A 12734-nucleotide genomic window follows, 5' to 3' on the forward strand; every position below is an offset into this window, starting at 1 on the left:
CGCCGATGGCCGGGTGGTGGCCGGGCTGGTGGTGCCGGAAGAAGAGCGGCATCTGGTGGGCGCAGCGCTGGACGAGATTGGCTATCCGTATTGGGACGAGAGCCAGAATCCGGCGTACAAGCTGTTTCTGGGGTAAACGAACGGTAGGGGCGAATTCATTCGCGGCGCCGCCCGATTCGTTCCTACCTTGATTTGCTACGCTCCATACAGCTTCGCCTGCAAGGGATGTCCGCAATGGAATACATCACAGCGCTGAAAACCCTGCATATAGCCGCCATCACGCTATGGCTGCTCAGCGCCTTGGGTCTGGCTTTCTGGGTTATCAAGAAAGAGGCTCATGGCCGCCTTATGCAGCGCCCGGCCTTGTTTGTCTGGCTGCTGATGGCCGTCTGCCTGGCAATCCTGCCTTTCAGCGGATGGTGGCTGGTTCATCTGCTGGGCTGGTCATTGGGCCAGACGTGGGTGTTGGCCAGTAGTGTGCTTTATGTCGTGGGGCTTTTCGGTTGGGTCTGGCTGGTGAGTCGGCTGGCCGGGAAAGCTGGCAATCTGCGGTTCACACTGGCTCTGGCAATCATGTCTACCGCTTGTTTCATGGCGATGGCCGGTCTGATGTTCTTCAAACCGGCCTGACCGCTGTAGCCATCAGCGCAGTGAAATCACCTGCCAGCCGCGTTTTTCTGCTTCTGCACGCAGTTTCGGGTCCGGGTCCACGGCCACTGGATGGGCGACTTGCTCCAGCAGTGGCAGGTCGTTCATGGAATCGCTGTAGAAATAGCTGCCTTCCAGACTGAATGCATGCTCTTCAAGCCAATGATTGAGGCGGGTCACCTTGCCTTCACGGAAGCAGGGTATACCTGTCGTGCGCCCGGTATAGCGCCCGTCGACCAGCTCGCATTCGGTCGCCAGCAGGGTGTCGATCCCCAGGCGGGCGACGATCGGAGCGGTCACGAAGCGGTTGGTGGCGGTTATGACCACCAGTTTGTCGCCTGCGTCACGGTGTTTGGCGATCAGTTCCAGCGCTTTGGGCAGTACGATGGGTTCGATGCAGTCGCGCATGAAATCCCGGTGCCATTCATCGAGCTGAGCCATTTCGGTCCGGCCCAGGATTTCGAGGGTGAAATTCAGGTAGTCGGTCAGGTTGAGCGTGCCGGCCAGGTAGTCTTCATAGAATGCGTCGTTGCGCGTCTTGTACGTAGCGGCATCGAGGATGCCGCGTTCGCACAGGTAATCGCCCCAAGCGTGATCGCTGTCACCGCCCAGAAGTGTGTTGTCGAGGTCGAATAAAGCCAGGCGCATGTGGTTACTCGCTGAAATAACTGAAAAAAGAGCACAAGAATACGAGGTTTTCACAAGACTTCACATAAGGTGCTTAGGCTCGTTGCTGCTTTGAGCGCCTTTGTGGAACAATGCGGCGACATGCGTTTGCGAGGTTGTTGCCGTGATCGACCCCGATGGTTTCCGTCCTAATGTCGGGATTATTCTGACAAACGATGCTGGTCAGGTCCTATGGGCTCGGCGTATTAACCAAGATGCCTGGCAGTTTCCACAGGGTGGAATAAACCCTCAGGAGACGCCGGAAGACGCGCTGTATCGCGAATTGAATGAAGAAGTCGGGCTGGAACGACAGGATGTGCAGATTCTGGCCTGTACCCGCGGTTGGTTGCGTTATCGTCTGCCGCAGCGACTGGTCCGTACTCATAGCCAACCGCTATGTATCGGCCAGAAACAGAAGTGGTTTCTCCTGCGCCTGATCTCCAACGAGCAGCGGGTGCGGATGGATTTGACCGGTAAACCGGAGTTCGATGGCTGGCGTTGGGTCAGCTATTGGTACCCGTTAGGCCAAGTGGTGACATTCAAGCGCGAGGTGTATCGACGCGCACTCAAAGAGCTTGCCCCGCGCCTTTTATCGCGCGACTGACACGGAGTTCGACCCCGAGCCATGCTCAATACGCTGCGCAAGATCGTCCAGGAAGTAAACTCCGCCAAGGATCTCAAGGCGGCGTTGGGCATTATTGTGTTACGCGTCAAGGAGGCCATGGGCAGCCAGGTCTGCTCGGTCTATCTGCTTGACCCCGAAACCAACCGTTTCGTGCTGATGGCTTCCGAGGGTCTGAACAAGCGCTCCATCGGCAAGGTGAGCATGGCGCCGAACGAGGGCCTTGTGGGGCTTGTCGGTACTCGCGAAGAGCCGCTGAACCTCGAAAACGCCGCCGACCACCCCCGTTACCGCTACTTTGCCGAAACCGGTGAAGAGCGTTATGCCTCTTTCCTTGGCACGCCGATCATCCACCACCGTCGTGTGGTGGGCGTGTTGGTGATCCAGCAAAAGGAGCGGCGTCAGTTCGACGAAGGGGAAGAAGCCTTCCTCGTCACCATGAGTGCTCAACTGGCAGGCGTAATCGCCCATGCCGAAGCCACTGGCTCGATCCGCGGTCTGGGTCGCCAAGGCAAGGGTATTCAGGAGGCCAAGTTTGTCGGCGTGGCTGGCTCGCCCGGTGCGGCAGTGGGTGTGGCGGTGGTCATGCTGCCTCCCGCCGACCTGGAAGTGGTCCCGGATAAAGTCGTCACCGATATCGATGCCGAACTGGCCCTGTTCCAGAATGCGCTGGAAGGCGTGCGCAATGACATGCGGACCCTGTCGGCCAAGCTGGCGACTCAGTTGCGTCCTGAAGAGCTGGCGCTGTTCGATGTTTACCTGATGATGCTCGATGACGCTTCGCTGGGTAGCGAAGTGACCAACATCATCAAGACCGGCCAATGGGCGCAGGGTGCCTTGCGTTCGGTGGTGAACGAGCACGTCAACCGTTTCGAGCTGATGGACGACGCCTATCTGCGCGAGCGTGCATCGGACGTCAAGGACCTGGGCCGCCGTTTGCTGGGTTACCTGCAGGAAGCCCGGCAACAGGCGCTGGTCTACCCCGATAACACCATTCTGGTCAGTGAAGAGCTGTCCCCGGCCATGCTCGGCGAAGTGCCGGAAGGCAAGCTGGTCGGTCTGGTGTCGGTACAGGGTTCGGGTAACTCCCACGTGGCGATTCTGGCGCGGGCCATGGGCATTCCCACGGTCATGGGCCTTGTGGACTTCCCTTATTCCAAGGTGGATGGCATCGACCTGATCGTCGATGGCTACCACGGTGAAGTCTTCACCAACCCCAGCGACATCATGCGCCAGCAGTTCACCAAGGTGGTGGAGGAGGAGCGCCAACTGTCCCAGGGGCTCGATGCCCTGCGCGAGCTGCCTTGTGTGACGCTGGATGGCCATCGCATGCCGCTGTGGGTCAACACCGGCCTGCTGGCCGACGTCGCCCGTGCCCAGCAGCGTGGCGCCGAAGGTGTCGGTCTGTATCGCACCGAAGTGCCGTTCATGATCAACCAGCGTTTCCCGAGCGAAAAGGAACAGCTGGCCATCTACCGTGAACAACTGGCGGCCTTCCATCCGCTGCCGGTTACCATGCGCAGCCTGGACATCGGCGGCGACAAGGCGCTGTCCTACTTCCCGATCAAGGAAGAAAACCCGTTCCTGGGCTGGCGTGGCATTCGTGTCACCCTCGACCACCCGGAAATTTTCCTGGTCCAGACCCGCGCCATGCTCAAGGCCAGCGAAGGCCTGAACAACCTGCGCATTCTGTTGCCGATGATTTCCAGCACCCATGAAGTGGAAGAGGCCTTGCACCTTATTCACCGGGCATGGGGCGAAGTCCGCGACGAAGGCACCGATGTGCCGATGCCGCCTGTGGGCGTCATGATCGAAATTCCGGCTGCGGTCTATCAGACCCGCGACCTGGCTCGTCAGGTGGACTTCCTGTCCGTGGGCTCCAACGACCTGACCCAATACCTGCTGGCGGTTGACCGCAACAACCCGCGTGTCGCCGACCTCTACGACTACCTGCACCCGGCTGTGCTGCAAGCGCTGCAAAGCGTCGTGCGCGATGCCCATGCCGAAGGCAAGCCGGTGAGTATCTGCGGAGAGATGGCGGGCGATCCTGCAGCGGCTGTGCTGTTGATGGCGATGGGCTTTGACAGCCTGTCGATGAACGCCACCAACTTGCCGAAAGTGAAATGGATGCTGCGCCAGATCAACCTGAGCAAGGCCAAGGAACTGCTGGCCCAGTTGATGACCAACGACAACCCGCAAGTGATCAGCAGCTCCCTGCAACTGGCACTGCGCAATCTGGGCCTGTCCCGGATGATCAATCCGGGGTCGGTCAAGGGACATTGAGGCCGCACTACCCGTGGGAGCGAATTTATTCGCGATAGGCCCGTAAATGTATAACCTTCAATGACGTCTCGCGGATAAATCCGCTCCTGCGAATTCATGATTCATCCATCGCCCATGCCTAGAGCATCCTGCCGGGCTCCGGTAACATGCCCGACTGATTTCTACGGGGTAGCCCAAGACCGCCGGCGCCGACAGGTGCAATAAGTTTTCATGATCGCGGGCTGGCCGAGGCCCTGTTATCGCCGCATAGTCTGGCTTCGTGCATGGGCGTCTGTTCCCTGATTTAACCGCTTTTGTATTTGGTCGCTCGCAAGAGCGTTCCCATTGAGGAGTTGCAATGCTGCCTTACCCGCAGATTGACCCGGTAGCCGTATCACTCGGCCCGCTGCAGATTCACTGGTACGGACTGATGTATCTGGTCGGCATAGGTGGCGCATGGCTGCTTGCGTCGCGTCGCCTGAACGCTTTCGACCCGACCTGGACCAAGGAAAAACTCTCGGACCTGATTTTCTGGCTGGCCATGGGTGTCATTGTCGGCGGGCGTCTGGGTTATGTGCTGTTCTACGACCTGTCGGCCTACCTCGCCAACCCGCTGCTGATCTTCGAGGTATGGAAAGGCGGCATGGCCTTCCACGGTGGGTTTGTCGGCGTAATGCTGGCGGCCTGGTGGTTCGGCAGACGCAATGGCAAGACCTTCTTCCAGTTGATGGACTTCGTTGCTCCGCTGGTGCCGATTGGTCTGGGCGCCGGGCGTATCGGTAACTTCATCAATGCCGAGCTGTGGGGCAAGCCAAGCGATGTGCCATGGGCCATGGTCTTCCCGCCTTTCAGCGACCCTGCGCAACTGGCGCGTCATCCGTCGCAGCTGTATCAGTTCGCCCTGGAAGGCGTGGCGCTGTTCATCATTCTCAACCTTTATGCACGCAAACCGCGCCCGACCATGGCCGTTTCCGGCATGTTCGCCCTGTTTTACGGGATCTTCCGCTTCATCGTCGAGTTCGTCCGCGTACCCGACGCGCAACTGGGCTATCTGGCGTGGGGCTGGGTCACCATGGGTCAGATCCTGAGCCTGCCGATGATCATTGCGGGTCTGGCCATGATCTGGCTGGCCTACAAGCGCGAACCTGCTGTCAAAGCAACGGTATAACACTGAAGCGCCGGGCGAGTTTGCCCGGCGGATTCAAGGATGCAGGTAATTTATGAAGCAATATCTTGAACTCGTCGCCCATGTGATCAAGCACGGGACCTTGCAGTCCAACCGCACCGGGGTGAATACCATCAGTTTCCCCGGCGCGATGCTGCGTTATGACCTTCAGGAAGGTTTCCCGGCCATCACGACCCGGCGCATGGCTTTCAAGTCGGCTATCGGTGAAATGGTCGGTTTCCTGCGGGGCGCCAACAGCGCGGCCGAGTTCCGTGAACTGGGCTGCAAGGTCTGGGATCAGAACGCCAACGAGAACGCTCAGTGGCTGAACAACCCGTTCCGCAAGGGCGAGGATGACCTGGGCGAGATCTACGGCGTGCAGTGGCGCAAATGGCCTGCCTACAAGCGCATCGCAACCGGCAATGCCGCAGCGATCGAGCTGGCGGTCAGCCAGGGCTACAAGCAGATTGCCGAGTCCGAAGAAGACGGCGAAAGCTTTGTGGTGCTGTACAAGGCCATCGACCAGATTCGCCAGTGCGTCGACACCATCATCAAGGACCCGGGCAGCCGTCGTATCCTGTTCCATGGCTGGAACTGCGCGCAGCTTGATGAGATGGCCTTGCCTCCTTGTCACCTGCTTTACCAGTTGCACCCGAACCCGCAGACCCGGGAAATCTCCCTGACGCTGTACATTCGCTCAAACGATCTGGGCCTCGGGACGCCGTTCAACCTCACCGAAGGCGCTGCACTCCTGAGCCTGATCGGTCGCCTGACCGGCTACACGCCGCGCTGGTTCACCTATTTCATCGGTGATGCCCACGTCTACGAAAATCATCTGGACATGCTCAACGAGCAGCTCACCCGTGAGCCGTTCCCGATGCCGAAGCTGGTAATCTCGGACCGTGTGCCCGAGTTCGCCAAGACTGGTATCTACCAGCCGCAATGGCTGGAACTGATCGAACCTTCCGACTTCTCCCTGGAAGGTTATGAGCACCATCCGGCGATGACAGCGCCGATGGCGGTATAGGGGAAAGCGGCAAGCCTTAAGCTACAAGCTGCTTGAGGCTTATAGCTTGCAGCTTCAGTGCCCATGACTCTTGCCCACATGGGAAGGTTCGCCTTCTGCCGGCGCGACCGCGCCTGTCACTTCCAGCCGTTCCAGAATCCCGCAATGGTCCGACTCCCCGTCGCCACAACGGCGACGCAGGTCCAATAGCTGTTCCTGAAGGACTTGCAGGCTGGCGATGCGAGCGTTGACGTGTTCGATGTGTTCGTCGATCAACGCATTGACGCTTTCGCACTGGTCCTGCGGGCTGTCGCGCAGGTTGAGCAGGCTGCGGATTTCTTCCAGGGTCATGTCCAGGCTTCGGCAGTTGCGGATGAACGACAGCCGTTCCACATGCGCCTGGGTGTACAAGCGGTAATTGCCGTCGCTGCGGGCCGGAGCAGGCAGCAGGCCTTCACGCTCGTAATAACGAATGGTTTCGACCTGAGCATCCGTCAACTTTGCCAGTTCGCCGATTTTCATAGGATTCATCTCGTTTGAGCGCTTGACCCTATAGTGGCTACAGGGTGTTCACTTGGCAACAAGTAGATCCCGGGAGCCGACCATGGGCCAGATTACAAAGATTTCTCCACCGCATGACGACAACAAGGATGATCACAAGCACGCCCATTCGTGCTGTTCCAGCGCAGCTGCGCCTGCCACTGTCACTTTTGACGAGGCACCGGCAGCCGGTGGGCGTCTGAGCAGTTTTCGCATCGAGCAGATGGATTGTCCGACCGAGCAGACGCTGATCCAGAACAAACTGGGCAAGTTGCCGGGTGTGCAGAAGCTGGAGTTCAACCTGATCAATCGCATCCTTGGTGTGTGGCATGACCTGCCGACGACCGAGCCGATTCGTGAAGCCATCGGTTCGCTGGGCATGCAGGCCGAGCCCATCGAGGAAGGCACTAGCCAGGATGCCCCGGCGACACCTGCGCCGAAAAAGCACTGGTGGCCTCTGGCGCTGTCCGGTGTGATGGCGCTGGGTGCGGAAATCGTCCATTTCGCTGAGCTTGGCCCGACCTGGGTCGTGGCGTTGCTGGCCATTGTTTCGATCCTCAGTTGCGGCCTGACCACCTATAAAAAGGGCTGGATCGCGCTGAAGAACTTCAACCTCAATATCAACGCCTTGATGAGCATCGCGGTGACTGGCGCGGTCCTGATCGGCCAATGGCCTGAAGCGGCAATGGTGATGTTTCTGTTCACCGTGGCCGAACTGATCGAAGCCAAGTCGCTGGACCGTGCCCGTAACGCGATCAGCAGCCTGATGCAGTTGACGCCCGATGTGGCGACCGTCAGGCAGAGTGATGGAAACTGGGTTGAAACAGAGGTCAAGAGCGTCGAAATGGGTGCTATCGTGCGGGTTCGACCGGGTGAGCGGATCGGTCTGGATGGCGAGGTGGTTTCGGGTAACTCGACCATCGATCAGGCACCGATTACCGGCGAAAGCCTGCCTGTGGAAAAAACCGTGGGCGACAAGGTCTTTGCCGGCACCATCAATCAGTCCGGCTCGCTTGAATACCGGGTGACGGCTGCCGCGAGCCATTCCACGCTGGCGCGGATCATTCATGCGGTGGAAGCGGCTCAGGGCGCGCGGGCACCGACCCAGAGTTTTGTCGATAGTTTTTCGCGAATCTATACCCCGGTGGTGTTCCTGACGGCACTGGCCGTAGCCCTGATTGCGCCGCTGTTCTTCGGCGGTGCCTGGTTCGACTGGATCTATCGGGCGCTGGTATTGCTGGTCGTGGCCTGCCCGTGTGCCCTGGTGATTTCCACGCCGGTGACCATCGTCAGCGGTCTGGCCGCTGCGGCGCGCAAGGGGATTCTGATCAAGGGTGGCGTCTATCTGGAAATGGGCCGCAAGCTCGATTACCTGGCTCTGGACAAGACCGGCACCATCACCCATGGCAAGCCGGTGCAGACTGACTATCTACCGCTGGATGTGACTGTCTCCGACAGTGCGCCAGCCATTGCTGCCAGCCTGGCTGGTCGCTCCGATCACCCGGTTTCCCAGGCCATCGCGAAGGCGTCGGGGCAAGGGCAGGGTTTGCATGAGGTCAGCGCTTTCGAGGCATTGCCGGGGCGGGGCGTGAAAGGCGAGATCAATGGCCAGCTCTACCACTTGGGCAACCACCGTCTGGTCGAAGAACTGGGGCTGTGCTCGCCGGAGCTTGAAGCCAGGCTCGATGCACTGGAAATACAGGGCAAGACCGTGGTTCTGCTGCTGGATACCTCAGGCCCGCTGGCGCTGTTCGCGGTGGCCGATACGGTCAAGGACAGCAGCCGCGAGGCTATCGCCCAGTTGCACGAGCTTGGCATCAAGACCCTGATGCTGACCGGTGACAACCCGCACACCGCCAAGGCCATCGCTGAGCAGGTGGGGATCGATCAGGCTCAGGGCAATCTGCTGCCTGTGGATAAGTTGCAGGCCATCGAAGACTTGTATGCACGCAATCATCGCGTCGGCATGGTGGGCGACGGTATCAACGATGCCCCTGCGCTGGCCCGTTCGGAGATCGGTTTCGCCATGGCTGCGGCGGGCACTGACACTGCCATTGAGACTGCCGATGTCGCCCTGATGGACGACGACCTTCGCAAGATCCCGGCCTTTATCCGGTTGTCACGCGACACCTCGGCGATACTCAAGCAGAACATCGCGTTGGCGATTATCACCAAGGTGTTCTTTCTGGGCATTACCTTTGCCGGGTTGGCGACCATGTGGATGGCGGTGTTTGCCGATATGGGTGTGAGCTTGCTGGTGGTGTTCAACGGGTTGAGGTTGCTCAAGAAGTGAGCTGCTTTTGAGCTTTTCGCGAATGAATTCGCTCCGCTATGGGAGCGAATTCATTCAGCGGGATCAACCAAACCTCTCCTGCCCCCAGGCAATAAACGTCTCCAGCAATCCTTTCAATACCTCTCGGGTCGGTGCCGCAAGGTCAGGGCGGTAATGGAAAGGGGCGAACTCTTCCATGTAGGTGCTCTGCGCCAGTTCCAGTTGTACGGCGTGGATGTTATTGGCAGGGTCGCCGTAATGGCGGGTGATATGGCCGCCCTTGAAGCGACCGTTGAGCACATGGCTGTAGTCCTTGGCGGCTGCGCACACATTTTCCAGCCTGCCTGCCAGTTGCGGATCACAACTGGCACCGTTGAAGGTGCCGAGGTTGAAGTCCGGCAGGCGCCCGTCGAACAGATGCGGGACGTGGCCGCGAATGGAGTGGGCATCGAACAGCAGCGCATAACCGAACTCATCGCGCAGGCGTTGCAGCTCTTGCTCCAGCGTCTGGTGGTAAGGCACCCAGATCTGTTGCAGGTAGCTGGCGCGCTCGGCCGCGTCGGGCTCCTGGCCCTCCTTGAACAGCGGCACGCCGTCGAACAGGATCGAAGGAAACAGTCCGGTCGTCGCACCGGCATACAGCGGTTTGTCGTCGGACGGGCGATTGAGGTCGATGACGAAGCGCGAATACTCGGCAGCCAGGGTACTGGCCCCAAGCTCGGCCGCAAAGTCGTAAAGGCGTGGGATGTGCCAGTCGGTGTCGGGCAGGCTCAAGGCTTCGTCCACCAAGCCGGCTTTGACTGCCGGTGTCAGCTTCAGGCCCGCATGAGGCATGCTGATCAGCAGCGGGACGCGACCACGCTTGAATGTCAGAACGTTATCCACAGGGCTCTCCTTCAGATCGATGATTCGACGCCGTGGCGCACGATGCGTTTATCCAGGTCGCCGCCCAGCCAGTAGGCCAGATCGGCAGGGCGTTCGATGTTCCAGGCGACGAAGTCCGCTACCTTGCCGATTTCCAGCGAGCCATGGGTTTTATCCAGGCCCAGTGCCTTCGCGGCATTGAGGGTGACGCCTGCCAGGGCTTCTTCAGGCGTCATGCGGAACAGTGTGCAGGCCATGTTCAGCATCAGGCGCAGTGACAGGCCGGGCGAGGTGCCGGGGTTCATGTCGGTGGAGATGGCAATCGGCACGCCATGCTTGCGCAGGGCATCCATCGGCGGCAGTTGGGTTTCGCGCAGGAAGTAATACGCGCCCGGCAGCAGCACGGCGACGGTTCCGGCAGCGGCCATGGCAATGGCGTCGTCTTCGGTCATGAACTCCAGATGGTCCGCCGACAAGGCCTGATAACGCGCCGCAAGGCTTGAACCGCCCAGTGACGAAAGCTGTTCGGCATGCAGTTTTACCGGCAAACCCAGTTGCTTTGCGGTGATAAATACCTGCTCGACCTGCGCTGGCGAAAACGCCAGGTACTCGCAGAACGCATCCACGGCATCCACCAGACCTTCCTCGGCCAGTGCCGGAAGCATGTCGTCGCAGATATGCCGGATGTAATCGTCGGCGCGGTTGGTGTATTCCGGCGGCAGGGCGTGGGCGGCCAGACAGGTGCTGCGCACGGTGACGGGCAGGCTGCTGCCCAGGCGACGGATCACCTTGAGAATCTTGCGTTCGCTTGGCAGATCCAGGCCGTAGCCGGACTTCATCTCGACAGTGGTCACTCCGTCGCGCAGCAGATGCTTCAAGCGTCGCTCGGCACTGGCGAACAGTTCGTCCTCGCTGGCTGCGCGTGTCGCCCGTACCGTGCTGGCTATGCCGCCGCCTGCAGCAGCGATCTCGGCATAGCTCACGCCTTGCAGGCGCTGCTCGAATTCACCGCTGCGATTGCCACCGAATACCGTATGAGTGTGGCAATCGATAAGGCCCGGCGTGACCCAGGCGCCGCCCAGGTCTACGGTGCTGCCAAAATCAGTTTCCGAGAGCTGATTGTGAGGCCCGATCCAGTGGATGAATGCTCCAGAGGTCACGATGGCGGCATCCTCGATGATCGAGTAGTTGCCTTGCGCCATGGTTGCGATGTGACAGTTCTTCCAGAGTGTTGTCATCCCGGGCCTCCTTGGGTCATTGGGTGTTTTGGGTGTGTCTGGGTTTTATCCAGAGGTAGTAGGCGATGACCAGCAGCACAATCCAGATCGCGCCGACGATCAGCGCAGCCCGGTTATCCGGGAAGTAGCCCAGCACGCCGAAGATGAACAGCATGAAGACGATGGCGGCAGCCGGCCCATAAGGCCAGAACGGGACCGGGAACTTCAGTTGTGCAACTTCTTCGCGGCTCATGGAGCGGCGCATGGCAACCTGGGTCAGCAGGATCATCAGCCATACCCAGACCGTGGCGAAGGTGGCCAGGGAGGCGATCAGCAGGAAGACGTTCTTCGGGATCAGGTAGTTGAGCAGCACGCCAGCCAGCAGCGTCACGCCCATGACCACGACTGTCATCCATGGCACGCCCTGGCGCGACAGTCTGGCAAAACCGGCCGGGGCCTGACCTTCGAGCGCCATGCCATACATCATGCGGCCTGCGCCGAAGATGTCGCTGTTGATGGCGGATACGGCAGCCGAGATCACCACGATATTGAGAATGGTCGCCGCTGAAGCGATGCCCAGATTGTCGAAAATCTGCACGAACGGGCTGCCTTGAGTGCCGATCTGTGGCCATGGGTAAATGGACATCAGCACGAACAGGGTCAGGACGTAGAACAGCAGAATGCGCAGCGGCACGGCATTGATGGCCTGTGGCAGCGTGCGTTGCGGGTTCTTGGCTTCGCCCGCCGTGATACCGATGATTTCGATGCCGCCAAAGGCGAACATCACCACGGCCAGCGAGGCGATCAGGCCGCCGATGCCATTGGGCATGAAACCGCCGTGGGCCCAGAGGTTGCTGATCCCGATGGCGTTGTCGCCAGTGGATGAACCGATGCCGAACAGCATGATGCCGAAACCGGCCACGATCATCGCTACGATGGCGCCGACCTTGAGCAGCGACAGCCAGAACTCGGTTTCACCGAACACCTTGACGTTGCACAGGTTGAGCGCGCCGATCAGGAACACGATGCCCAGCACCCAGATCCAGCGCGGCACTTCCGGGAACCAGAAGCCCATGTAGATCCCGAACGCGGTGACATCGGCCAGACAGACGATGATCATCTCGAAGGCGTAGGTCCAGCCCAGCACGAAACCCGCCAGAGGGCCGAGATAACGGCTGGCGTAATGGCTGAACGAGCCGGAGGTCGGGTTGTGCACGGCCATCTCACCAAGGGCGCGCATCACCATGAAGACCGCTGCACCACCGATCAGATAAGCCAGCAGAACCGCAGGCCCCGCTTGCTGGATTGCGGCGGCAGAGCCATAGAACAACCCTGTGCCGATGGCAGAGCCCAGAGCCATGAAGCGAATGTGGCGGGCGGATAACCCGCGTTTCAAACCAACTTTTGACGTCATTTCCGTCCATCTCATTACTGGGTATGGCAAATAGCTGCGAGAACACCTGCTTCCGGCT

The 12734-nt window shown here is 59.8% G+C and carries 11 protein-coding genes and 1 pseudogene; 7 read left to right on the forward strand and 5 right to left on the reverse strand.

The window, feature by feature from the left end; translation table 11 throughout:
• Together CKW23_RS23240 and CKW23_RS23245 are read left to right on the forward strand one after the other, a co-directional pair.
• Nucleotides 1-136 (forward strand): annotated as a pseudogene (locus CKW23_RS23240) (threonine dehydratase); the annotation flags it as partial.
• A gap of 98 nt (nucleotides 137-234) precedes the next feature.
• Entirely contained in the window at nucleotides 235-630 is a 396-nt protein-coding gene (locus CKW23_RS23245; protein ID WP_025262358.1) for a DUF2269 family protein, read from the forward strand.
• Between the two features lie 12 nt (nucleotides 631-642).
• Here CKW23_RS23245 and CKW23_RS23250 read toward each other — a convergent pair whose 3' ends face one another.
• Nucleotides 643-1296, reverse strand: a complete 654-nt coding sequence (locus CKW23_RS23250) for an HAD family phosphatase (RefSeq protein WP_025262357.1) — start codon at nucleotides 1294-1296, stop codon at nucleotides 643-645.
• Between the two features lie 142 nt (nucleotides 1297-1438).
• On the opposite strand from CKW23_RS23250, the gene CKW23_RS23255 reads away from it, so the two are divergent.
• The 4 genes from CKW23_RS23255 to CKW23_RS23270 all read left to right on the forward strand — a co-directional run bounded on the left by CKW23_RS23255 (nucleotide 1439) and on the right by CKW23_RS23270 (nucleotide 6390).
• Entirely contained in the window at nucleotides 1439-1918 is a 480-nt protein-coding gene (locus tag CKW23_RS23255) for an RNA pyrophosphohydrolase (RefSeq protein ID WP_025262356.1), read from the forward strand.
• Between the two features lie 21 nt (nucleotides 1919-1939).
• Nucleotides 1940-4219, forward strand: a complete 2280-nt coding sequence (ptsP, locus tag CKW23_RS23260; RefSeq protein WP_025262355.1) for a phosphoenolpyruvate--protein phosphotransferase — start codon at nucleotides 1940-1942, stop codon at nucleotides 4217-4219.
• A gap of 337 nt (nucleotides 4220-4556) precedes the next feature.
• A complete protein-coding gene (gene lgt, locus CKW23_RS23265) occupies nucleotides 4557-5366 on the forward strand; it encodes a prolipoprotein diacylglyceryl transferase (RefSeq protein WP_025262354.1) in 810 nt (269 codons plus the stop codon).
• A 52-nt stretch (nucleotides 5367-5418) separates the two neighbouring features.
• Entirely contained in the window at nucleotides 5419-6390 is a 972-nt protein-coding gene (locus tag CKW23_RS23270; protein WP_095068422.1) for a thymidylate synthase, read from the forward strand.
• 54 nt (nucleotides 6391-6444) lie between these two features.
• Here the strand turns inward: CKW23_RS23270 and cadR are convergent, their stop codons facing one another.
• Nucleotides 6445-6891 (reverse strand): Cd(II)/Pb(II)-responsive transcriptional regulator, encoded by a 447-nt coding sequence (gene cadR, locus CKW23_RS23275; RefSeq protein WP_095068424.1) that lies wholly within the window; start codon nucleotides 6889-6891, stop codon nucleotides 6445-6447.
• A gap of 82 nt (nucleotides 6892-6973) precedes the next feature.
• On the opposite strand from cadR, the gene CKW23_RS23280 reads away from it, so the two are divergent.
• Nucleotides 6974-9202 carry a heavy metal translocating P-type ATPase gene (locus tag CKW23_RS23280; protein WP_025262351.1) on the forward strand — a complete coding sequence of 743 codons (2229 nt, stop codon included), beginning with the start codon at nucleotides 6974-6976 and terminating at the stop codon, nucleotides 9200-9202.
• A 63-nt stretch (nucleotides 9203-9265) separates the two neighbouring features.
• Here the strand turns inward: CKW23_RS23280 and hutG are convergent, their stop codons facing one another.
• From hutG to CKW23_RS23295, 3 genes are read right to left on the reverse strand one after another with little or no spacing between them, the layout of a single operon-like run.
• Entirely contained in the window at nucleotides 9266-10066 is an 801-nt protein-coding gene (gene hutG, locus CKW23_RS23285; protein ID WP_025262350.1) for an N-formylglutamate deformylase, read from the reverse strand.
• An 11-nt stretch (nucleotides 10067-10077) separates the two neighbouring features.
• Nucleotides 10078-11283 carry an imidazolonepropionase gene (gene hutI, locus CKW23_RS23290; RefSeq protein WP_025262349.1) on the reverse strand — a complete coding sequence of 402 codons (1206 nt, stop codon included), beginning with the start codon at nucleotides 11281-11283 and terminating at the stop codon, nucleotides 10078-10080.
• Between the two features lie 16 nt (nucleotides 11284-11299).
• The gene (locus CKW23_RS23295; RefSeq protein WP_025262348.1) at nucleotides 11300-12676 is read right to left on the reverse strand and encodes an amino acid permease; all 1377 of its coding nucleotides are present in this window, start codon (nucleotides 12674-12676) and stop codon (nucleotides 11300-11302) included.
• Nucleotides 12677-12734: the final 58 nt, after the last annotated feature.

The organism is Pseudomonas sp. Irchel 3A18 (assembly GCF_900187465.1).
Lineage (GTDB): Bacteria > Pseudomonadota > Gammaproteobacteria > Pseudomonadales > Pseudomonadaceae > Aquipseudomonas > Aquipseudomonas cichorii.

Coding starts and splice junctions, on each gene's coding strand:
- cadR (WP_095068424.1), bottom strand. CDS start 6,891: ATGAAAATCGGCGAACTGGCAAAGTTGACGGATGCTCAGGTCGAAACC.
- hutI (WP_025262349.1), bottom strand. CDS start 11,283: ATGACAACACTCTGGAAGAACTGTCACATCGCAACCATGGCGCAAGGC.
- CKW23_RS23245 (WP_025262358.1), top strand. CDS start 235: ATGGAATACATCACAGCGCTGAAAACCCTGCATATAGCCGCCATCACG.
- lgt (WP_025262354.1), top strand. CDS start 4,557: ATGCTGCCTTACCCGCAGATTGACCCGGTAGCCGTATCACTCGGCCCG.
- CKW23_RS23250 (WP_025262357.1), bottom strand. CDS start 1,296: ATGCGCCTGGCTTTATTCGACCTCGACAACACACTTCTGGGCGGTGAC.
- CKW23_RS23280 (WP_025262351.1), top strand. CDS start 6,974: ATGGGCCAGATTACAAAGATTTCTCCACCGCATGACGACAACAAGGAT.
- CKW23_RS23270 (WP_095068422.1), top strand. CDS start 5,419: ATGAAGCAATATCTTGAACTCGTCGCCCATGTGATCAAGCACGGGACC.
- CKW23_RS23295 (WP_025262348.1), bottom strand. CDS start 12,676: ATGACGTCAAAAGTTGGTTTGAAACGCGGGTTATCCGCCCGCCACATT.
- ptsP (WP_025262355.1), top strand. CDS start 1,940: ATGCTCAATACGCTGCGCAAGATCGTCCAGGAAGTAAACTCCGCCAAG.